Genomic DNA, 21,109 nt, shown 5'->3' with positions numbered 1-21,109 from the left:
CAGCGACCTCAAGACACTTTCATAAAAGGTGGTGTAAGCCCAAACCCCTCGCCTTACTCAAACCCTATCCACGCCCTTATGGATAAATAACGGTCAGGCATTAGAACTCAGAGATTTCTCCAAGTCATTGCCTGAATGTCTGCCCACTCGCTTAATTCATTGCAGAGCCATTCAATTTCCCGACGATCGCCTTCGATAATCATTTGGTCATTAGATGGGAATTTCAAGCTGAGCCGATAGCGGGTCAAGGTCTCCGCGCCAACAGAAATGCCCATTAGTCTTTCTTGAAAAATTACAGTCGACTCCCCACCTTTTAGCAGGTTAAGGATAACAATAACTACCCTCGCTTTTTTTGGAGTGTAATCTTAGCATTAGTATTGGAGAAATCACTTGAAAAGCGCTTACCCAGTGCTTCGCCTTGACCTGGAACTCGAAATCTAGGTTGTAGCGTAAAAAAAGTCACCCTAGAACCTACTAGTAAACCCAAAACCAAAAACAATAATGTAATCCAAAACTTGTTGAAAGGTATTGCAAAAAACGGCATTGAAACTAGCTCTAGGTAAGCTAATAACATCACTAAAGCTAGTGCTAGATAAGTCCATAACGCCATGTCACTATCTATATATTGAATTTGCTTTAATGGTACTTTTAGTTGAAGAGTAGTTTGAGTTTTTTTCAGGAAAATAGAGGAGGAGTCGGGACGTGTCGTTGTCCCTAAGTAGTTCTCTTGTATGGTCAATGTTGCTTTTGGCTCTGGACGAGGATTGAGAAAGCGTAGCCTTGCGTCCTGTGCTGTTGCCGGTCTTCTGGTTAGGCTTGGGTCTGTTAGCCATTCAATCCAACTGATAAAAGACCTACTGAGGGATGTCAAGTGCTTAAATTCAACGTGCAAATCGTTCTGAGGCAAATCGGCAGGATGTTGACCTGTCGCCAGATAAATCAAAGTCATCCCGACACCATACAAATCGGATGCCGGTAACGATCGTCCACCAAATTGTTCAGGTGGCATATAACCATAGGTGCCAACCACTGTTACCGTGCCGCCATGGGCGGCTGTTTGCACTGAGCCAAAATCAATCAGATAGACCTCACCAGGGCTATTGCCGCTGCGGTTTTTGAGCAACACGTTGCTCGGTTTAATATCGCGATGAATGACAGGTGGCTGAAGGCGATAAAGGTACTCTAAAATATCTAGCAAGTCTTTAGCAATTGTAGTTAATTCTGCTTCGCTAAACCTGAATCCGTCCTCTACCCATTGCTGGAGTGAGCGTGCCTCAATGTAACTTTGTACCAGCGCAAAACCCTTGCCGAACTCAATTTCTACCTCAAAGAAATCGAGGTATTGGGGGATTGCTGGATGATCAAGAGCTTTGAGGGTTTCTGCCTCACGCTCAAATAATTTCAAGTCTTCCCAGGTAAAATCTGGGCTAAACAGTAAGAGTTTAATGACAACAGACAATTGGTTTTGTAAATCGAGCGCCAAAAACGTTTGCCGTCCGGGTTTGCGACCCAGCAGGGCTTGAATTTGATAGCGATCGCGCAATATCTGGTTTACAAACGGACTGCCATCGAAATCGGCCATTGGTAAACCTTTTTAAGCTGAACACTACGAATGCCTTTGGCATCTTGGTATCAAAGGTACCCAACTCTATGAGGCTCACCTCCGAGATCAGCAAGCAATGTGCACGGTTGATCGCGATCGCTGTCATCTACTACAACTCCGCCATTCTGTTTCTTCTACTTACCAAGTACGAGGTCAGTGGGAATGTGAAAGCCTTGTCCATCATCAAGCAGATCTCACGACGGCTTGGCGATCTATCTATAGTGGGCATATAGGCTTTGCTGCGAGGGTGTGTTCTTCATCTGCGAATCCCCTTCATCCTTGAGCTTAAAACTTTCAGATCATCTCTCTTCAACACAATTTTTCTTAACTCTGCGACGCGTCCTTAGAGCTTGGGCAAGCTAACGGTACGAAGCCGTTTTTGAGGATTTGCCCATGGGGCTACTGATACTGCTGGTGGCCGTACTGCTCATTGCAGCGGTCTTTTTTGTCAATCTCTATAACCGCTTGGTGACCGGTCGCAATCGCTACCAAAACGCCTACGCCCAAATCGATGTGCAGCTGCGCCGCCGCTACGACCTGATCCCTAACCTGGTGGAGAGCGTCAAGGGCTACATGGCCCACGAGAAAGAAACCCTGGCAGCGGTCATCAACGCCCGCAACAGTGCCATGACTGCCAGCCGTCAGGCGGCCCAGGCTCCCGGCGATCCGCGAGCGATGACGCAGTTGGCCGCCGCCGAAGGCATGCTCGACAACACCCTGGGGCGGCTGTTTGCGCTGTCGGAGGCTTACCCCGACCTCAAGGCCAACCAAAATATGGCCCAGCTAATCGAAGAACTGCGCTCCACCGAAAACCGCATCGCCTTTGCGCGCCAGGCGTTCAACGATGCTGTCACCCTCTACAACACCCAGCGGGAAATGTTCCCCGGCAACCTGATCGCGGGCAGCTTTAACTTCAACCCGGCTCAACTGCTTGAAGAAAGCACCCCCGAGGTCAAAGAAGTCCCCCGCGTATCTTTTAGCTAGCCATGAATTTTTTTGAGCATCAAGACCAGGCTCGCCGCAATACTACCAAGCTGCTGCTGCTGTTTGGGCTGTCGATCGCGGTGATGATCGCAGCGTTTTATGGGGTGGCGATCGCAATTCTCTTCACCCAGGCTACCCCAGCGCTGGGAGGGCCTGGGTTGCTCTGGCGGCCCGGCGTCTTGTTTTGGGTAGCCAGCGGTACCCTGACCTTTATGGTGGTGGGCAGCTCGACTAAACTGGCCCAGCTCAGCCAGGGGGGCCACAGCCTGGCCAAAGGGCTGGGCGGGCGAGAGCTAAACCCCCTCACCGACGACCTCGATGAGCAGCGGTTGATCAACGTGGTCAGCGAGATGGCCCTGGCCTCAGGAACCCCCATTCCTGCCGTGTATCTGTTGGATGACGAGCCAGGCATCAATGCCTTTGCGGCGGGCTTTACCGCTGACAAAGCCGTGATTGGTGTGACCCGTGGCTGTCTTGATCAGCTCAGCCGTGACGAGCTGCAAGGGGTGATTGGCCACGAATTCAGCCATATTCTCAACGGCGACATGGGCCTCAACCTCAAACTAATTGGGGTCATCCACGGTCTGCTGCTGATTTACATTGCCGGACGGTTGATGCTGCGCTTGAGCTACTACGATGGCGCGTCGCGTCGGTCAAAGGATGACAAGGGGGCTGGGGCAGTGCTGGCGGCGGCTCTGGCTATGGTCGTGATTGGCTACCTGGGGGTGCTGTGCGGACGGTTGATCAAAAGTGCCGTGTCACGGGAGCGAGAGTTTCTGGCCGATGCCTCGGCGGTGCAGTTTACCCGCAACTCTGAGGGTTTGACCGGGGCGCTGCGCAAAATTGGCCAGATTCAGGCGGGCTCGACGATGGTCTCCCCCATGGCTGAAACCGCCAGCCACCTGCTGTTTGGCGAGGCCAACGGCAACCTGTCATTTTTGGGCGGCTGGTTTGCCACCCATCCACCCCTGGGCGAGCGGCTGCGCCGCCTGGGCCAGGTACCCATTCCCGAGGGAGCTTCTCCCCTGGGAGTCGGGGCATCGATTAGTTCCTCCAGTTCCCCAGACGATTCACTGGTGATGGGGCTGCACAGGGGCACCAGCACCGCCGTGCAGCCAGGGATCACCGCGATCGCCTCTCCCGCCCCCAGTCAGTTTATGACCGCCATCGGCACCACCGACGCTCGGCGGTTGGAACAGGTGCGATCGCTGCTCAGCGAACTACCCGCCGAGGTCAAGGCCGCCCTACAAGACCCCACTGCTGCTGCCGAGGTTGTCTATGCCCTGCTGGTGCGAACCAAGCCCGCCCTACAAACCCAGCAGATCGAGTATCTGTCCAATACCTATGGCCCCGATTGTAGAGGGCGCGTAGGCCAAATTTATAATCGAGTTCGCGCCCTCAAGCCAGGGCAAGATCTGCTGTTGTTAGAGGCGTTAGTTCCCGCCCTTCGGCAGCTCGACCCCGAGGCGGGGCGAAAGTTTATTCAAACGGCCCAGGCCCTGAGTCAGCCAGGGGGCCGACTGCTGCTCTCGAACTATCCGCTGCAACTGATTTTGCGCAAACGATTGTCGAGTCATTTGGGGCAACCTGCGACCATCACCGACATAAATGATCTCTGGGGCGACGCCCTAGTGGTGCTTGCCCTGCTGGCGCGGGTTGGCCACAGCCGCTCAGAGGATGCTATCTACGCTTTTAAGCTAGGTATCTCGCAACTGCCGGGGGCCAAAACGCAGGCATCTCCCAATGAACTGCTGCCGGTCAACAGTACTGATATCAACGCTAGCCTCAGCCGCCTAGAGCAGGCCGCTCCCAAACTTAAACAGACTATTGTCGATGCCTGCGCCCATACGGTGCTGGCCGACAACGACGTTACTCCCGCCGAAATGGGGCTACTGCGAGCGGTGGTGATCACCCTTGACTGTCCGGCCCCGCCCTTTCTTACCTAGCCTTTAACCAAGCTCATGGTGACAGGCTCGCCTAGCTAGGGTTCAGAGCCTATGGTGTATGGTTTAAGGCCGGTCATGAACCTGAAACATCAAATCTTGAACTGCCGCTAACTTGTCACCTTTGGCTTGGCAAACTACTAGCGCCGTTCTGACATCTTGCAGAGTTGGTACTCTATAGTAATCACTGCCCCCAAAAGACCTATCCGGTCGGCAGTTTCAGCAAAACTCGCTGCATGCTGAAGGTTGATTGCCCAAGGATCTCTGCTATAATTCGAAGCTGCGCTATTGTGCCGTTTGATTACCCTCGGAGAATATCCATGGCTCGTCATTGTCAACTTACCGGGAAGAAGGCCAACAATGCCTTCTCGATCTCTCACTCTCACCGCCGCACTAAGCGCCTGCAAGAAGCCAACCTGCAAGAAAAGCGCGTGTGGTGGCCCCAGGGCAAGCGCTGGGTCAAGCTGCGCCTGTCGACTAAAGCGATCAAAACCCTTCAAACCAAGGGGCTTGAAGCGATGGCCAAAGAGGCCGGTCTCAATCTGAATAAGTTCTAGTTTGGCCTCCGGCCAGCTATGTTCGGCGGTGCAGTAGCGCCAGCCCCGCCGCTACAATACCGATCGCAAAGGCCGTGCCTGGCTCAGGCACGGCCTTTGCCGTGGTCTGGCGCTGCACTTCCATCACAAACTTAAACACCACCGATTCGCCGGGGGCTAGAGAACGATCAAACTGCACGGCGGCGGTGGTATCGGCATCGACTAGAGGGCCAGGAGTATTGTGTAGCCCCGTAGCTGGAATGTTGTAGAGCTGAGCCAGTAGCGGCCCGTAGGGACTGATCTGCACTGCCGTCGGCGTCTGATTGACGGAGAGAGTAGCCTGGGCACCACTAGGGGCGGTTTGGGTGAGGGTGTGACCTGCAAAAAAAGCGGTGTTGTTGGTGATCGCGCCATCAAACTGGAGATCGTAGTCGATGTACTTAAACAGGCTGACGTCGAGCCAGTCACTGCCGGTGTTGGTCAGAGTCACGGTTTCGTGGCGAGCGGCGCGATAGCTGCCGGGGGCACCCCCTAGCAGCACTGAATTAAGAGAAAAGGCCAGGTTGGCCCCAAAAAAACTGGCGCTGAGGCGATCGGCGCTGGGCTGGCTAAACGCGGTGGGCTGGAAATTTTCGAGCCGCAGCTCCTGGGGGGCCGCGAGACTGCTGAGGTTGAGAAAGTACAGATCGGTAAACAGCGTTTCGACGCCGTCAATCAGCCAGGACTGCTCATCGCTAAAGCGCAGCAGATCGGTGCGGTAGGTTGAGTTGCCCTGGGTGAGTTCTAATAGGCCAGGGGGCAAGGGGTCTGCGGCTACAGCCAACCCAGGGCTGGCCAGCGCCAGGGCTAAAGCCAGAGACGGGATTGTAATGGCAGGCCAATAGTTCATGAACTGTGGAAATGGGGCAAGCGGAGCTAGCGGATGGGTTGGGGTTGGGGCAGTCAGGGAGTTGCGGGTGCGGTAGCCCCTTGGGCTGGTTCTTGACCATCGCCGCAGCAGCCAATCCTCACCCAGGTTAGCTGGGCTACCCCGTCGCTGAAATCAGCCCTCTAGGGGGATTTACGGAATCCTTAAGCGAACTTTACGGACTTCGTAGAACTGCCGCTGCTCTGAAGGAACCGAATCTCCAACTTGCTCAGCGATGACTGCTCTGGCGAAGGCAAACGCGTTGCAGACCCGCCCCAGGGCAGTAACGTAGACCTAGGAACACTCTGTTGGGTTCCGTGCTGTGTTTTGGGTTCCGCCGGGCAGGCGGGGTAGCTATGAGCGATCGCCCCCTTACTTCTGTTGCTGATAACCGCCAGGCGGTACAGCGAGTGCTGTTGATTACCCTGGCCTTAAATTTGGCGGTGGTCGCCCTCAAGGCTACGGTGGGCTCGATGACGGGGTCGCTGAGCCTGCTGGCCGACGCCCTGCACAGCGTCACCGACAGCGCCAACAATGTGCTGGGCCTGGCCACCAACCGTCTGGCCAACCCCCGACCCGATCGCGACCATCCCTACGGCCACCAAAAGTTTGAGGCGATCGGTGCCCTGGGGATTGCCGCGTTTTTGGGCATTGCCTGTTTTGAAATTCTCCAAAGCGCCGTGGAGCGGATTCTGTCAGGCGGCAACCCGGTCACCATGAGCGCCACCGCCCTGTGGATTATGCTGCTGGTGCTGGGGATCAACATTTTTGTTGCCACCTACGAGCGGCGGGTGGGGCTGGCCCTCAACAGCAAGATTTTGGTGGCCGACGCTTACCACACCATGAGCGACATCTGGACCACCATCGTGGTGATTGCCGGGCTGATTGGGGTGTGGCAGGGGTTTACCTGGCTGGATGTGGCCCTGGCCTTTCCGGTGGCGCTGCTGGTGTTTAAGAGCGGCTGGACGGTGCTGCGCGACAACCTGCCCTGGCTGGTAGATGAGATGGCGATCGCCCCAGAGGCCATCCACAAGCAGGTGATGCAGGTGCCGGGGGTAGTCAACTGCCACAGCATTGCCTCGCGGGGGCTGCTGGGGCGGCAGGTGTTCATCGACATGCACCTGGTGGTGCAGCCCACCGATATTCGCGCCGCCCACACCGTGACCGAGGCGGTTGAAGCGCGGCTGGAGGAGCTATACGGCCCCACCCGCACCACTATTCACCTGGAGCCGAGGGAATATACCGAAGAGGCGATTACCTATTGAGGCAAGTGTAACGGGGCCGCCAAAAGCGTTAATTTCCCGATTACACTGAGTAATGGGTTCAGGCCCTTAAATCCCGTCATCCATCACCTATGAATTTTTTGGCGAATCTGATTCCCGGTCGAGCTGATCAGGCTACCCTGCCCAAGCGCAGCCGCCGGGTGCGGGGGGTAGAGCTGAAGACCGAGGCCGAGCTAGAGATCATGCGCGGGGCGGCCCGCATTGTGGCCACAGTGCTCAAAGAAATTGAGGCTCTGGTGCAGCCGGGGATGACCACCGCTGATCTGGATGCCCACGCCGAGAAGCGGATTCGTGAGCTAGGCGCGACCCCTAGCTTTAAAGGCTATCACGGCTTTCCGGCCTCGATCTGCGCCTGTGTGAATGACCAGGTGGTGCACGGTATTCCCCACAAGCGCCAGGTGATTCGCCGGGGCGACCTGCTCAAGGTTGACACGGGGGCCTATTACAACGGCTTCCACGGCGACTCTTGCATCACCATTGCGGTGGGCGAGGTGTCGGCCCAGGCCCAGCAGCTAATGACAGCGGCGGAAGCGGCGCTCTATGCGGGCATTGCCCAGGTAAAGCCGGGGAACACGCTGCTGGATATTGCGGGGGCGATCGAAGACTGCGTCGCCAGCTATGGCTTTACGGTGGTGGAAGATTTCACCGGCCACGGGGTGGGGCGCAATCTGCACGAAGCGCCGTCGGTGTTTAACTTTCGCACCCGCCAACTGCCCAATATGAAACTGCTGCCGGGGATGACGCTGGCGATCGAGCCGATTCTCAACGCCGGGTCTAAGCAAACCCGCACGCTGAAAGATCAGTGGACGGTGGTGACGGTGGATCGATCGCTGTCGGCCCAGTTTGAGCACACGGTGCTGGTGAGCGAAACCGGCCACGAGATTTTGACCGATCGCAGCTCGATCCCGGTAGCTCTAGCCTCCTAGGAGGTTGGGTTGGGGTCTAGGCAGGGGCGATCGCCGTAGTCAACGCTGGTGTCGATGGTGAGTACGTAGGCCCTGATGCCCTCGGCCTCAGCAAAGCGGTGGCGCTGAATCTCTTCCAGGGCTTTGCGATCGAGCACACCGTAGCCCGAGCCGCGCAACAGGGCGGGTTCGCCTCGCCAAGAGCCATCGGGGTTTACCACAGCGCCAACGTTAATTTCGCCTGGGGAGTCTGAAAGGCACACTCGCTGGGGATACACCGTAGAAAATTCAGAACGATCGACCTCTGGGGATAGCTCGGCCAGGCCGGGCTCCTGGCGCAGGGTGCTGACCCACTGGCTCTGGTTCGCGTCAAAGGTGTCGCGGGTGACGGCAGAGGCATTAAAGACAAACCGATTTTGAATAGACTCTGCCGCCCGGTCAATTTTGGCCTGGGGCAGGTTGAGGGCGACCACATAGGCCAACAGTTGTGGGCCTAGATCGGCGTCAAACAAAGGTTGAGTAGCTGACGGAGCAGAAGGGGGTGGGGGCGCGGGGGTGACGGCCCCTGCCGTCGGTGGATTGACGGCGGCGGGCGGTTGAGTGGGCTGAGCGCTGGCGGGTGAGGCTGCCTGAGGGCGGGGTTGTGACGTTGGACGGCTCGTTCTAGGCGGTTGGGGCCGAGCCGATTGGACAGTAGGCGCATGCGCCCCTGCAACGGCTGCTGCTGGTGCCACTGGAGACCTTTGTAGTGGTGTAGAGGAGCTTGCAGCACCCGCGATCGCGCCCACATCTGACTCGCCTGCGGGGGGCACGCGGGTAATGGCCACGCTGTCTTGCTCCGGGTCGGGGGGCGGAACCGGAACCTCATCGGTGCCGGTGGGCAGCAGCAGCAGTAGCCCGTGCAGGCCCAGGGATGCCAGCAGCATAGGGGCTAGCAGCCTCTGCCACAGGGGGCGAGAACGCTCAGGGGGAGCAAAACGAGTCGTCATACCAAATCTATGGGGGAACTATGCCAATGGCTTACGCCATTTATCTACCTACCATTCAGCCACAGAACTGGATCACCGTGGGCCAGCTCTTTATCCGGGTGGATAGTTTGAGCGAGGGTCACTGGCCCAGATAATCACCAATCCCGAGGCCTGCTGGCCGGGGGCTCCTACGCCAATACCGACTAGGGAAATAAACAGATAGGGCTGCCCCTCTTGCAATACCTGAAACAGCGGGCGATCGCAGTAGCCATCCGCTACGCGATTCACCGCATACTGCGGTGCTGGAAAGGTGCGGGGAATATCTTGCTCGGCGATGAATTGAACATTGCGGGTCAGGTAGCGCAGCGACACCACGCCGGGCTGGGTGCTGTAGGTGGCGTCGTCAATCTGCGTGAAGAAGCAGGCCTGTTCTTCGGGTGTCCAGGCTGCAATGCCCTGGGGGATTAGGTAGGCGATCGCCGGAAACGAGGTTGCCGTAGAGTCAAAATCGCTGTCCCCTGAGCCTCGGGTAAGGCGGGTAAAAATTTCGGCCACGGCCTCATCGGCGACCACGGCTGTAGCCGGTGCAGGCTCGGACGCAGCAGGCGCTGGTGGGGATGGGCTGTTGGTTGGGACTGGGGCGGTGGGAGCAGGTGTGGGGGTGGGAGGAGCCGCGATCGGCAGGGGCAGGGGCGGGGCGGAGGTTGAAGGTGGAGGCGTAGATATGGCGGAGGCCGCCTCAGGCTCGGAGGGGACAAGGGTGCCGATGCTGAGCAGATCGACAAACTCGTCCTCGGCGATCGCCTCTTCGGCCTCGGGCACCGGCTGCGGAGCAGGGGCAGGGGCCAGCAGCACGAACCCGTGGAGCACCAGCGATAGGCCAAACAATGGCGCTAGCAGCAACTGGCCGCGATGCCGCCGTGGCGTGGGTGGTCTCGGGGGCAATACTGGCCGAGGCGATGCTATGGATTCCCTAAGGGTCATAGGTGCTAAGGATAGTGGCGGCGTTGAAACGCTGATATAAGGGAGCTAGCTTCAGCGAATAGTCGCAGCCAGCCCTTGGGAATGAACGGTCTTCCCGAGGGCTGGTGGATCTGGGGGTTAAGCTTTGCCAAGAGGGGGCGATCGCGCTAAGTTGAGCGCAACCTACAGACCCTACAGCTCAGACAGAATGTCGGCGTAGCGCTCCTCAGACAGCGGCACGTAGCCTACTTCAGGCACAAGCTCAGGCCCGTTTTCGAGCATGAACTCGACAAAGGCGCGCACCTCGGGGCGGTTCTCCAGACTGCTTTTCTTGACGTAGACAAAGATAGGCCGAGACAGCGGCGCATAGGTGCCGTTCTCGACGTTCTCGGGGGTGGGCTCAACGCCGTTGATAGAAACAGCTTTGAGTGTCTCTTGGTTTTCAAGGTAGTAGGCCAGACCAAAGTAGCCAATGGCATTGGGGTCACGGCTGACGCCAATTACCAGAATGTTGTCGTCTTCGCTAGCGGTGTAGTCGGCGCGGCTAGAGCCCGCCTCACCCACAATCGTCTCAGTAAAGTAGTCGAAGGTGCCCGAATCGGTGCCGGGGCCAAACAGGTCAATTGGCTCGTCAGGCCAGCTAGGGTCGATCTGGTTCCATCGAGTGACGGTGCCCTGGGCCTCAGGGCTCCATAGGGTTTGCAGTTGCTCTACGGTCATATCGTCGGCCCAATCATTTTCGGGGTTGATCACCACCGTCAGCGCGTCGGTGGCGACGGGCACTTCAATGTACTCAATGCCAGCGGCGGCGCAAGCTTCGATTTCGGAGTCTTTGATCGGGCGCGAAGCACCGGTAATGTCGAGTTCGCCAGCGCAAAACTTGCTAAAGCCGCCGCCAGTACCCGACACCCCGACGGTTACCTGGGTGCCACGGTTGGTGGCCATAAATTCTTCGGCCATGGCTTCAGATATGGGGTAGACGGTGCTAGACCCATCAATCTGAATAATGGAATTTTGAGAAACTGCACTGGGGACGCCAATTCCTAGCGCTACGGCGGTGGTTATCGCCCCAGCCAAAACATAGCGATTAAATTTCTGTTTGCTCGTCATATAACACTCTCCGTAGCGTCCTAAACATGGTCAAATCCGCCATGATAAACGCTACAGCCTCAACCCTAAGACAGCCTGATGGCAACAATAAGCCTGGGGGGAAAGTGAATTAAAAACCCTTTAAGAAACTCATGAATCCATGTTTGAGAATTAGAAATTCCCCGGAGGCATCCTTCAGCACAAAATCCTCAGGCTGAATGATGGTCTTGCCATGGCTAGACTGTGGCGATTAGCTGCTTTTTGACCCAGATATCTTCTCTTGAGTGAATATAGACGGGGTCAGCCTGGAGGGCGATCGCGCGGTTGTACGACTCCACCGCATTGCCGTAGGCACCTATCTCAGCTAGCAGCTTGCCCCGGTTAAACCAGGCCTGGTGATACTGGGGGTCGAGGGCGACGGCTTTGTCGTAGGCGGCTAGGGCCTCAGCCTGGCGATTGAGGCCGCAGAGGGCGTTGGCGCGATTGTTCCAGCCGGTGCAGTAGGTGCTGTCTAGGGCTAACGCCTGATCAAAGAGCGCTAGCGCCTGAGCAAACTGGCTCTGGGCGCAGAGGGTGCAGCCTTGGGCGTTGAGGGCAGCGGCGCTATGGTCGTGGGTGTGAATTGGCTTCATGGGCGATCTTCTGGGCGACAGTTTCCATTGTGAGGTTGACGAAGGTGGGGCGAGCAGGGGGGGTGTTACCCGCTGGGGGTACGGGTTTACAATCCGTTGAGGAAAAGTTGATCGGTCTACAGTGCAGCCTATGCCACAGGTAGGGTTACAAGAACTGGTTGCGGCGGTGCAAGCGGGGGAGCTGGTGAGCTTTCCCACCGATACGGTGCCAGCCCTGGCGGCGCGGCCCGAGGCGGGCGATCGCATCTACACCGCCAAGGAGCGCAGCCCCGACAAGCCGCTGATTCTCATGGGGGCCAGCCTCGACGATCTGCGCCCCTACATCACCGGCACCGACGATGATCTGGCCCAGTGGAGTGCGATCGCCGCTCAGTACTGGCCCGGCGCGCTGACCCTGGTGCTGCCCGCCAGCGATCGCCTGCCCCCGACGATGAATCCCCAGCAGACGGGCACCGTGGGGCTGAGAATTCCTAACCATCCCCTGGCCCGGCACCTGCTAGGCCACACCGGGCCACTGGCCACCACCAGCGCCAACCGTTCAGGGCAGCCGCCCCTAGAGACTATGACGGCGATCGAGGCCAGCTTTCCCCAGGTGTTTACCCTCGATCAGGCGACCCAGGCCGAGATCTACGCCCTCCTCCAGGCCGAGATTCCCACTCCTGACCAGCCCCAGGGGTCGGGGCTACCCTCAACGGTGGTGTGCTGGCAGGGGGGCGGTTGGAGGGTGCTGCGATCGGGCGCGATCGCCCTGCCCCAGGTTGAAACCGTTTAGTTGAAACCGTTAAAAGCGGTTTTGCCCCGCCGCCTAGGGTTAGGCTAGCAGGGGCGAACTCATCTATCCCATAGACAGCTGCCGCAATGGACTATCCCCAGGGTCAAGACTTTACCGATCTCGAAACGCTACAGCTAGCCTACGATCGCCTGCGGCACCAGGCCCAGCACCAAGCTGCCTTTTTGGGTACGGCCTCCCACGAACTCAGGTCGCCCATTACCCAAATCATCAGCCTGCACCAGCTCATTCTCGAAGATCTGTGCGAAAGCCCCGCCGAAGAACGAGAGTTTATTGCCCAGGCCAACCAGGCCATTCAAACCGTGCTCAAGAACCTCGATCTACTGATTACCCTCTCTAAGCTCGACATCGGTGCCCTGCATCCCCGCCTCAGCCCCACCCTGCTCGACCCGCTGATCACCCGCGTACAACGCATGATCGAGATGCAGTGCATCAATCGCCACTGCCGGCTGATTGTGGGGACGGTAGAGGCCAATCTACAGGTGCAAACTGACTCGGCATGGCTAGAGCAAGCCCTAATCATGCTGATCGAAGCCGCCCTAGCCCAGGGCAGCCCGCAGATCAGCCTGACCGTGTCTGAAGACGCCACTACTGGCAACATTGCTCTGCATCTGGGGGCAAACCCTGGCGAGGCTCCACCATCCGCTATGGCCACCCTATCGCCTGAGTTTCGCTACCAGTTAGCTGCCCGTCTAGCGCCTCACCTGGGGGGTACCTTAGAGTTTTTAGGTGCTGCAGAAAATCCCAAAAGTCTTGTCTGCATACAGCTACCCCGCCCTACTAACTAACTCTTAATTACCGCCATTTCATTGAACATTTGAACAAACCGTTCCATTTCAGGATCTTTCGATATAGTTTGGGCAAATTACTTCTGGAATTAATCGCTGCTTTCCTGTAGCTAACCTAAACCCCCACCCTGTAGACGTTGAAACGCAGCCTACCGGATCGGATCCCTGAAACTAAGTCACCAAAACAATTATGGAATTTGCCATCGTGCTCATTCTGGTTTTCATTGTGTGGACCAATGAGGCCTTATTGGGTAAACCATTAGTCAAAGAGATTAAGCCCAAAACCGCAGAAGACAAGTTTACCGCTGCCCTAAAAGAGTATTTGGACAGTGGTATTCCCGTCCGCATTGTCGAGAAAAAAGACGGGGGAAAAAAGTAAGATGCTTTTATATAGACGTTACCTACCCCAACGATGATCCAAGACTCGAATCCAGCAGTTTCTACCCCTGAGGCTGCTGAACCCACCCCTGCCTTTGGTTGGAACCGCTACGCTGAACGCATTAACGGTCGATTTGCCATGGTGGGCTTTGTGGCCCTGCTGCTGCTAGAGCTGGTCACTGGCCAGACGTTTTTTAGCTGGCTGGGTCTGCGCTAAACCCATGCCCAGCCCAAGTCTGCCGTGCTGTCCAGCCCTTAGAAATGGTAGGCTTAGGGGTGATTTTTGGGATGGTGTGACTGTGGTTAACCCCAATGCAGAAATTGGTCGGCTGCGGGAGCTGATGCCCGCCACCGCCCGCATGAAAACTAAGCTAATGCTCAGCGATCGCCAGCTAAACGTCATTAAGGCTGAGTTTCCGCGCCCCTGGCAGTCGGCTCACACCGTCTCAATCAACCTCGATTTGTGGCATCAGCTGGCCGTAGCCGAGCGCGACCTGCTGTTTTTGCGCACCGTGAGCTGGGTGACCCTGACCAATGTGCTCAAACCCAACTGGTACCAGGCCATGGCCGGGGCTGGGCTAGCCGGCGGCGTAGTAGAGCTGCTCCAGGGCGACGCGGTGGGCGTGGTGGCCGCCGCTGGGGTCACGGCCCTAGCTAGCTGGCAAATTTGGCGCGGCGTCACCGGCCCCCAAATTGAGATGGCCGCCGACGACAAGGCGGTCCAGGTTTCGCTGCGGCGCGGCTACGATCAGGCCGACGCGGCAGCGGCTCTGATTCGCGCCATTGAGGCGGTTCCCTCCCTGGAGGGTCGTCAGGTGCTCACCGTCAACGAGCTGCTGCGCTGCCAAAACCTGCGGCGGCAAACCGGATATTCAGAATTTTCGGTGCCTGAGAGCTACCGGCGTTAGAGACCTATGGTTCAGTCATCGGCTCAGACCTCTGAGGTTCATTCAGGCTGGCGAGGGTTAGCCCGACTCAGCTATGCCATGGAGTCGGGTCGGTGCGTGCCGACCCAGACCTATGCCCGTGCCCCCTTGCGAGTGCAGCGCCCCCTCTATCCCGAAGGGGAAGGGCTGTGCCATACCGTGCTAGTACATACCGCTGGGGGCCTGGTGGGAGGCGACAGCCTGGTGGTAGAGCTGGCAGCAGCTCCGCGTGCCCAGGCCCTTGTCACGACCGCCGCCGCCAGCAAGGTCTACGGCAGCGCAGACACCGACAGCAGCAGCCAGCAGGTAGACATCACCCTCGCCCCGGAGAGCTGTCTGGAATGGTTCCCCCAAGAAACCATTGTGTTTAACCAGGCTCACTACAGCCAGGCGCTGCGGGTTGACCTGGCCCCAGGAGCCATTTGGGCTGGTTGGGAAATCACCCGCTTTGGCCGCAGTGCCCGGGGAGAGACCTTTGAGCAGGGTCAGTGGCGATCGCGCCTCGAAGTCTGGCAGGCCGACCAGCCCTTATGGCTCGATCGCCAGCACTTGATCGGAGGCAGTGCTGCTCTCCACAGCCCCAACGGTCTGGCGGGGCACCCGGTGGTGGGTAGTTTTGCCGTGCTAGGGCACCCGTTTGAACGTGACGCGGTGGCTGCTCTGCGCCAGCTGTGGGCTACAGACCAACCCGGCGACATCGGCGTCACCCGGCTGCAATCGGGATTGTTGTGTCGGTATCGAGGCCCGTCAAGCCAGGCAGCACGGCGATGGTTTGTGGCCGCCTGGCAGCGCCTGCGCCCTCTCTACCTGGGGCGATCGGCTGCTGTGTCGCGGTTGTGGCCCAGATAGCGCGATCGCTGGAATGGGATCAACCCCTAGCCGTCTCTATCTCAAGCAATAGCGCTAATCCTAGAACTTTGGCTGCTCCTTCCGGAGGAAGGGCTGACGCCAGCGAAAGGATAAAAATCCATGAGACTTCTCAAAGGTGCTATGAAGACTCCTCACTTTTCTGGATCTAAGCTACCCCCCGCCTCAGAATACGCGCTGATTATTGGGGCTGGGGCGACGGCAGCTATGTCGATGGCGGCGCAGCAGGTAGCAGTGGCCACACTGCCCGTAACTACTCTGGTGGCCCTAGGCCTGCTCAATCGCTACCGGCTTGACCAGCGACTGCAAGACAGCGAGACCAGCGGGCCTACCCCAGCAGAAGCCACCCATAGACAGGCTCCAGCCGCTCCCCAGCGGGTTACTGCTCAACCTCGACCTGACGCGATTTCGACTCGGCCCCAGGTGGCAACCACACCATCCACCTCAGCTCGCTTTTCTGACCAGCGCGACTATATTCATGAAACATTGGCCAAAAAGATTCAGGCTAAGGCCGGCTTTGCGGCGGTGCAGCAAGCCAGTTTGAAAAAGGTGGGGGCCTATCTTCAGCAGACTCGGCAAGAGAAGTCGCTGTCGCTGGAGGATATCTACCAGCGGACGTTCATTCAAACCTATACCCTGAGGGCGCTCGAAACCGGCAACTTACAGCAGCTGCCAGAACCGTTTTATATTCGCGCCTTCATTCAGAAATATGCCTCAGCTCTAGGCTTAGAGGGGGCGGCTCTGGCGGCAGACTTCCCGATGCCCTAATGCCCAGGCGGCTTAGGTTAGAGCACCGCCACAGCTAGACCCGCTGCCGGCGGTGCAGCCATAGCAGTAGGGGCGGGTTTGCACCGTGTCGATCGCATCGAGGGAGTTGTCCGCTAGCAAGTCGGCCACGGTCAGGGGCTGACCGCTGCGCCCCAAGCTGGGCACGGCTTCCATTTGGTTGAAGTCGCAGTCGTAAAGGTTGCCTTCGTAGTCAACGGAAAGCTCCTGGCGACACATCAAGTGGGGCACAGTGGCGGAGTTGTGGTGGTAGGCCAAAAACTGTAGGTACGGCCCGTAGAGCTGTTTGCCCTCTAAGTATTGCTTAACCCGGCCAATGGGCAGGTTGGTAATGGTGTAGAGCTGGTTAAAGGCGATGTCAAAGTGCGATCGCAGATAAGCTTCATAGTCACCCTGTAGTGCCGTCTGGCTAGGGGTGAGCGAAAACTCGGCGCTGCGAGGCACGGGCGGATTGTAGACCAAGTCTAGGCGCAGGGCGGGGTCGTGGCCGTAGCCGAGTTGGTTGAGCCGCTGTAGGGCGCGGATAGACTCGGTGTAGACCCCAGACCCCCGCTGTTTGTCGACATTGTCTTCGAGGTAGCAAGGCAGCGAGGCCACCACGTGGAGCTGGTGACGGGCAAAATATTCCGGTAGATCTTCAAATCCGGGCACAAAGAAAATCGTTAGGTTTGATCGCACCATCACCGTTTTGCCCAGCAATCGGGCTGCCTCCACCAGGGGGCGAAAGCCGTAGTTCATCTCGGGGGCACCGCCAGTCAGATCGAGGGTGGCAATCTGCGGAAACCGGTGGAGCAGTTCGATCAGCTGATCGCAGACCTCGACCGAAAGCTCTTCGGTGCGCTTGGGGCCAGCTTCCACGTGGCAATGGGTACAGGCCAGGTTGCACTTGCGGCCCAGATTCACCTGCAACACGGTGATCGGCAGCTTGGTAAGGGGCTGCCCCAGCCGCTGGTCAAAGGGAGTGACGGCGATCGCCGCAGAGGGGGGAGACTGAACCATAAACCCTGGGTCGGTGAAACAGCATTCATCATAGCGATCGCTGAGGGAGTCTGGCTGCCCCAGCGATCGCATAGCAATACCTTGCCATTACACCCTACAACCCTGAAGCTCTCCTGAGCAGGGGGCTTCTGAGCAGGGGGCCGCGTTATCAGCGGCAAAGACAATTGCCAGGATCATCTGGCTACAAGGCTAATCAGCAGACGACGAAGCGGTGAACCGCTTGCGGCGCTTTTGCTCGTACATTTGAAAGTCTGCCAGCGCCAAGATTTCTTCCAGCGATTTGGTTTCATTGGGGTAGTAGGGATGCGCTCCCACACTCATCGACAGGACAAATGGAGCATTCCTCCAGCGATTGAATTGGTTGACGCGAAATTGCAGTCGCTTCAGCAGCTTATCCCAGTCAGCGGGGGTGCCTGGGGCTAGCACCACAAACTCATCGCCGCCCAGGCGGGCCAAGATGTCTGACTCTCGAAACGTCTCTTTCAAGATGGCGGCGGCGGCGCAAATGACGGCATCCCCAGCTTCGTGGCCCTGCATGTCATTGATGCGCTTGAGCCCGTCGATATCGACAAAGAGGACGTTGAAGGCGGTGCCCAGCCGATGAGCGAGTTTGAGCTGTTGCTCGGCCAGTAAGAAAAAGCCCCTGCGGTTGTGTAGTTTGGTCAGCTCGTCGGTGAGCGATAGCCGATGGACGGTTTCCTCCGCTACCCGGCGCTCCTGAATCTCAGCCGCCAACTTTTGATTTGTGCATTGCAGCTCGACAGTACGGCTGTTGACCCGTTGCTCTAGCTCTGCATAAACCTGCACGTTTTCTATTGCCACAGCCGTTGTATCGGCTAGCGCCTGGAGTATTTTGATGTCCTGGGGTAGGGGTTCCCGTTGGGCAGCCCAGTAGGTACCAATTGCACCAATGGGATCTAGCGTACGAATGGGAACTACGGCAAGGCTCTGGATGAAGGTGGGCTCATAGGCCAGCCAAGGAATTCGCTCATCCTGCGAGACATTGGTAATGACCGCAGGAATTCGATGGCGCATTGTCCAGCCGCTAATGCAGGCGTCCAGCGGAAATCGCTGGCCTTTCCACAGCGGCGCGATCGCCTCTTCATCGGCGTAGTAGCAAGACTCGTTGTCTTTGAGCACAAAGCAAGCGCCATCGGAAGCGGTCAACTCTCGAGCGGCGTGGCGCACAATCTCCATAACCCGCTCCAGGGATCTGGCCAGCGACAGTTCTTGCACAACAATCAGCAGCCGCTCCATCGCCTGAATGTATTGAATAATCTCAGGGGCATCGCTTGGATCGAGAAAGCAGGACAGCAAAGCTGCCTGGGCGTGATCTTGGAGTGTGACCATGATGTAACCAGGGAAAGGCGCCTTCTTCTCTATTTTGTTCCCAAATGAGCCCCCATGCTTCGTATTCCTCGACAAAGCGAGATCTTTTGTGATGCTGAGTTCTGAATCAACCCGGGCTTTGAGCTCAACCTTGCCCTCAAGTCCTTTTCGCCACCCCGGCATTTTTTGGGTTAGAGCACTAGGGCGATCGCCTAGGGGCCGCCACCCTCACCTGATCGCGTCCTTCATTTTTGGCCACGTAGAGGGCTTCGTCAGCCTGTTTAATCAGGTCGGCAAAGCTGCCGCCGCTGGCAGGTTGAGCGCTGGCCACCCCCAAACTTAGGGTAACTACCTTGGCCACAACCGACTTTTCATGGGGAATGCGGTGACTACGAATCATGATGCGAATGTCTTCAGCGACGGTCTCGGCTCCCTCAAGGTCAGTGTTGGGCAGTACAATCACAAACTCTTCGCCCCCGTAGCGGGCTACCAAATCGCCGGGGCGCTTGGCGGCGCGGGTCAGGGCGCGGGCCACCAGCCGTAGGCAGGCATCTCCAGCCTGGTGACCGTAGCGATCGTTGTATCCTTTAAAGCAGTCAATATCAGCCATAACCAGCGCTACAGCCCCATCTTCTCGGCTCATGCGCCGCCATTCTTGATCTAGATACTGCTCTAGGCGACGGCGATTGGCTACCTGAGTCAATCCGTCGAGGTAGGCCATGCGCTGCAACCGCTGGTTAGCCAGGGTGAGCTCCTGGTGCATTTTGGCCTGCTGAATGGCAATCCCCACCTGAGTCGCCAGGTTTTGCAGCAGCCGGACATCGGCCATCCGCCAGGCTCGGGGTGCCTGGCACTGGTGGGCAATCAGTAACCCCCACAGGGTTTGATCTTGCTGTAGGGGCACCACAATCTCGGCCTGAATTTGAAAGTATTCTAAAAAACCTAGCTGAGAGGCAGGCAAATTTTGGGTGTAGATATTCTCTACCGCCAGTCCCCGCCCGGCCCTGTAGTGAGCCAAAAACTTTTCGCCCACCGACCAGGGGTCGCGCATGGCCCAGCCCAGCATCGGCAGGTAGGATGACGAGCAGGCTTCCTGAATGACGTGACCGCTCATGTCGGCCCCACACTGCATGACGATGACGCGATCGGCCTCGATAAACTCCTGCACTGAGGTAACGGTTTGCGCCAAAATGCTGTCCAAATCAAGCACATGGCGAATGCGCTGGGCAATTTTGGCCACCAGCCGCTCGCGCTGCGACTGGAGTTTGATTTCAGCCTCAACCCGCTTTTGCTCAGAAATATCGAGGGTGACCCCAGCTAGCCGAGGCGTCTGCTCACTGTCCTTAAAGACTTGACCCCGAGACGACAACCAATGCGTGTTTCCGTCGTTGTGGAGCACTCGAAACTCAATTCCATAGCGCTGTCCTAACTGAATCGCCTGCTGTAGGGCCTGCTGCACCGTGGCCTGATCGTCTTTGTGCACGTTGGCAAACAGGGTCTCGTAGCTACCACCAAACTCGCCGGGAGCCAGACCTAGCAAGCGCTCTTGCTCTTCAGAGATCACTATTGTTCCCTGGGCTAGATCCCAGTCCCAGGTGCCCATCTGGGCACCCTTGAGGGCTAGGGCTAGGCGCTCTTGCTGCTGCTGAAACAGAGCGACGGAGTAGTGGCAGGCGGTGAGTTCGGCTTGGTCGGTAGCGATCGCCGCAAGGCGGGGGAGCGTGTAAAACCCGTCGGGGGCCAGCAGTCCTAACCAATGGTGAGCCTGGTCAACAACGGATAGGTAAAGCTGGTCGGGATATAGCGCACTCAGGGCCAGCGGCCAAGCCAGGCATGGATCCAAAGGTTGCAGCTGATTGAGAGGAGTCATCCATTGCTCAACTAGAGCTTGGCTTAGGTTGGCTAACTCAGCCGTGGCCTGGGCAACATTAGCGTAGCCAAAGATTCCCTCTAGAACTTCGCCGCCGTATACTAGGGCGTAGGTTTTGACGGCCATGGCCATGGCCTCGACAGTCTGCTGCACCGTGTCACTTGTGTTTGCCCGCAGGGGAGACGGATCGATGCTGGCTGTGGGGGGAGTAGCGTTAACCAGGTCGTTTTCAGGCACAGATTCAGGGGCGGTGGATAGAGGGAACTAGATCGTGGGCAGACGAAGGTTATACCCCGTATGGTCGTCTTGGTAGCCCATTAATCTGTTCTGTAGAGGCTACCGCAACCACCTTCGCCCACGGTGTCGTCACTGTATTGCAGCGGCAGCCGGTTTCATAGGATATAGCATGCCCGGTGGGGGCATTGGGTGGTCATATATTGAGGGGAGCTTAACAACGGTCAGGGCGTATGGCGGTGGATTTGCTTGCCGATGCGGCATCTAGCTTGATTTAGGCTGACGGCTTGGAGTCAGGAGTTGAACTGTATCAGCCTGGGGCTGGATCG

At 57.6% G+C, this 21,109-nt stretch carries 22 protein-coding genes and 1 pseudogene; 13 read left to right on the top strand and 10 right to left on the bottom strand.

What is annotated here, in order from left to right; genetic code table 11:
* Positions 1 to 107: 107 nt before the first annotated feature.
* The gene (locus tag H6G07_RS22410; protein WP_171973081.1) at positions 108 to 275 is read right to left on the bottom strand and encodes a hypothetical protein; all 168 of its coding nucleotides are present in this window, start codon (positions 273 to 275) and stop codon (positions 108 to 110) included.
* A gap of 62 nt (positions 276 to 337) precedes the next feature.
* The gene (locus H6G07_RS22405; RefSeq protein WP_084173491.1) at positions 338 to 1,582 is read right to left on the bottom strand and encodes a serine/threonine protein kinase; all 1,245 of its coding nucleotides are present in this window, start codon (positions 1,580 to 1,582) and stop codon (positions 338 to 340) included.
* 83 nt (positions 1,583 to 1,665) lie between these two features.
* On the opposite strand from H6G07_RS22405, the pseudogene H6G07_RS22400 reads away from it, so the two are divergent.
* The 4 genes and pseudogenes from H6G07_RS22400 to rpmB all read left to right on the top strand — a co-directional run.
* Positions 1,666 to 1,886, top strand: a pseudogene (locus H6G07_RS22400) (Tn3 family transposase); the annotation flags it as partial.
* Between the two features lie 110 nt (positions 1,887 to 1,996).
* Positions 1,997 to 2,587: a LemA family protein gene (locus H6G07_RS22395; protein ID WP_073610418.1), complete on the top strand. Its 591-nt coding sequence runs from the start codon at positions 1,997 to 1,999 to the stop codon at positions 2,585 to 2,587.
* 2 nt (positions 2,588 to 2,589) lie between these two features.
* A complete protein-coding gene (locus H6G07_RS22390; protein ID WP_073610417.1) occupies positions 2,590 to 4,533 on the top strand; it encodes a M48 family metallopeptidase in 1,944 nt (647 codons plus the stop codon).
* Between the two features lie 317 nt (positions 4,534 to 4,850).
* On the top strand, positions 4,851 to 5,087 hold the full coding sequence (gene rpmB / locus H6G07_RS22385; RefSeq protein ID WP_073610416.1) for a 50S ribosomal protein L28: 237 nt from the start codon (positions 4,851 to 4,853) through the stop codon (positions 5,085 to 5,087).
* A 16-nt stretch (positions 5,088 to 5,103) separates the two neighbouring features.
* Here the strand turns inward: rpmB and H6G07_RS22380 are convergent, their stop codons facing one another.
* Positions 5,104 to 5,955: a PEP-CTERM sorting domain-containing protein gene (locus H6G07_RS22380; protein ID WP_073610415.1), complete on the bottom strand. Its 852-nt coding sequence runs from the start codon at positions 5,953 to 5,955 to the stop codon at positions 5,104 to 5,106.
* Between the two features lie 374 nt (positions 5,956 to 6,329).
* On the opposite strand from H6G07_RS22380, the gene cdf31 reads away from it, so the two are divergent.
* Both cdf31 and map read left to right on the top strand, forming a co-directional pair.
* A complete protein-coding gene (gene cdf31 / locus H6G07_RS22375) occupies positions 6,330 to 7,238 on the top strand; it encodes a CDF family zinc efflux transporter Cdf31 (RefSeq protein WP_073610414.1) in 909 nt (302 codons plus the stop codon).
* Positions 7,239 to 7,327: 89 nt separating this feature from the next.
* The gene (gene map / locus H6G07_RS22370; RefSeq protein WP_073610413.1) at positions 7,328 to 8,182 is read left to right on the top strand and encodes a type I methionyl aminopeptidase; all 855 of its coding nucleotides are present in this window, start codon (positions 7,328 to 7,330) and stop codon (positions 8,180 to 8,182) included.
* On the opposite strand, the gene H6G07_RS22365 is transcribed toward map, so the two are convergent.
* The 4 genes from H6G07_RS22365 to H6G07_RS22350 all read right to left on the bottom strand — a co-directional run bounded on the left by H6G07_RS22365 (position 8,179) and on the right by H6G07_RS22350 (position 11,813).
* The gene (locus H6G07_RS22365; RefSeq protein WP_073610412.1) at positions 8,179 to 9,150 is read right to left on the bottom strand and encodes a hypothetical protein; all 972 of its coding nucleotides are present in this window, start codon (positions 9,148 to 9,150) and stop codon (positions 8,179 to 8,181) included. The two genes, map and H6G07_RS22365, sit on opposite strands and share 4 nt — an antisense overlap.
* 90 nt (positions 9,151 to 9,240) lie before the next feature.
* Positions 9,241 to 10,113 (bottom strand): hypothetical protein, encoded by an 873-nt coding sequence (locus H6G07_RS22360; protein ID WP_139297149.1) that lies wholly within the window; start codon positions 10,111 to 10,113, stop codon positions 9,241 to 9,243.
* 171 nt (positions 10,114 to 10,284) lie between these two features.
* Positions 10,285 to 11,202: a PstS family phosphate ABC transporter substrate-binding protein gene (locus H6G07_RS22355; RefSeq protein ID WP_073610410.1), complete on the bottom strand. Its 918-nt coding sequence runs from the start codon at positions 11,200 to 11,202 to the stop codon at positions 10,285 to 10,287.
* A gap of 215 nt (positions 11,203 to 11,417) precedes the next feature.
* Positions 11,418 to 11,813 carry a tetratricopeptide repeat protein gene (locus H6G07_RS22350; RefSeq protein WP_073610409.1) on the bottom strand — a complete coding sequence of 132 codons (396 nt, stop codon included), beginning with the start codon at positions 11,811 to 11,813 and terminating at the stop codon, positions 11,418 to 11,420.
* Between the two features lie 130 nt (positions 11,814 to 11,943).
* On the opposite strand from H6G07_RS22350, the gene H6G07_RS22345 reads away from it, so the two are divergent.
* The 7 genes from H6G07_RS22345 to H6G07_RS22315 all read left to right on the top strand — a co-directional run bounded on the left by H6G07_RS22345 (position 11,944) and on the right by H6G07_RS22315 (position 16,330).
* A complete protein-coding gene (locus H6G07_RS22345) occupies positions 11,944 to 12,585 on the top strand; it encodes an L-threonylcarbamoyladenylate synthase (RefSeq protein ID WP_073610408.1) in 642 nt (213 codons plus the stop codon).
* 86 nt (positions 12,586 to 12,671) lie between these two features.
* On the top strand, positions 12,672 to 13,391 hold the full coding sequence (locus H6G07_RS22340) for a sensor histidine kinase (RefSeq protein WP_073610407.1): 720 nt from the start codon (positions 12,672 to 12,674) through the stop codon (positions 13,389 to 13,391).
* A 190-nt stretch (positions 13,392 to 13,581) separates the two neighbouring features.
* Complete coding sequence (locus H6G07_RS22335) at positions 13,582 to 13,770, top strand: hypothetical protein (protein WP_073610406.1); 189 nt, start codon at positions 13,582 to 13,584, stop codon at positions 13,768 to 13,770.
* 33 nt (positions 13,771 to 13,803) lie between these two features.
* On the top strand, positions 13,804 to 13,986 hold the full coding sequence (locus H6G07_RS22330; protein WP_073610405.1) for a CAB/ELIP/HLIP family chlorophyll-binding protein: 183 nt from the start codon (positions 13,804 to 13,806) through the stop codon (positions 13,984 to 13,986).
* 82 nt (positions 13,987 to 14,068) lie between these two features.
* Positions 14,069 to 14,677 (top strand): DUF3318 domain-containing protein, encoded by a 609-nt coding sequence (locus H6G07_RS22325; protein ID WP_244901957.1) that lies wholly within the window; start codon positions 14,069 to 14,071, stop codon positions 14,675 to 14,677.
* 6 nt (positions 14,678 to 14,683) lie between these two features.
* On the top strand, positions 14,684 to 15,544 hold the full coding sequence (locus H6G07_RS22320; protein WP_073610404.1) for an urease accessory protein UreD: 861 nt from the start codon (positions 14,684 to 14,686) through the stop codon (positions 15,542 to 15,544).
* Between the two features lie 120 nt (positions 15,545 to 15,664).
* Positions 15,665 to 16,330, top strand: a complete 666-nt coding sequence (locus tag H6G07_RS22315; protein WP_084173487.1) for a helix-turn-helix domain-containing protein — start codon at positions 15,665 to 15,667, stop codon at positions 16,328 to 16,330.
* Between the two features lie 12 nt (positions 16,331 to 16,342).
* On the opposite strand, the gene arsS is transcribed toward H6G07_RS22315, so the two are convergent.
* The 3 genes from arsS to H6G07_RS22300 form a co-directional block, all read right to left on the bottom strand.
* Complete coding sequence (gene arsS / locus H6G07_RS22310; RefSeq protein ID WP_073610476.1) at positions 16,343 to 17,347, bottom strand: arsenosugar biosynthesis radical SAM (seleno)protein ArsS; 1,005 nt, start codon at positions 17,345 to 17,347, stop codon at positions 16,343 to 16,345.
* A 189-nt stretch (positions 17,348 to 17,536) separates the two neighbouring features.
* The gene (locus H6G07_RS22305) at positions 17,537 to 18,697 is read right to left on the bottom strand and encodes a GGDEF domain-containing protein (RefSeq protein ID WP_073610402.1); all 1,161 of its coding nucleotides are present in this window, start codon (positions 18,695 to 18,697) and stop codon (positions 17,537 to 17,539) included.
* A 178-nt stretch (positions 18,698 to 18,875) separates the two neighbouring features.
* Entirely contained in the window at positions 18,876 to 20,783 is a 1,908-nt protein-coding gene (locus H6G07_RS22300; RefSeq protein WP_073610401.1) for a sensor domain-containing diguanylate cyclase, read from the bottom strand.
* Positions 20,784 to 21,109: the final 326 nt, after the last annotated feature.

Source organism: Phormidium tenue FACHB-1052 (assembly GCF_014696675.1).
GTDB lineage: Bacteria > Cyanobacteriota > Cyanobacteriia > Phormidesmidales > Phormidesmidaceae > Nodosilinea > Nodosilinea tenuis_A.
The sequence above is the reverse complement of the archived record's forward strand: the minus strand, read 5'-3'. Positions and strand labels throughout refer to the sequence as shown.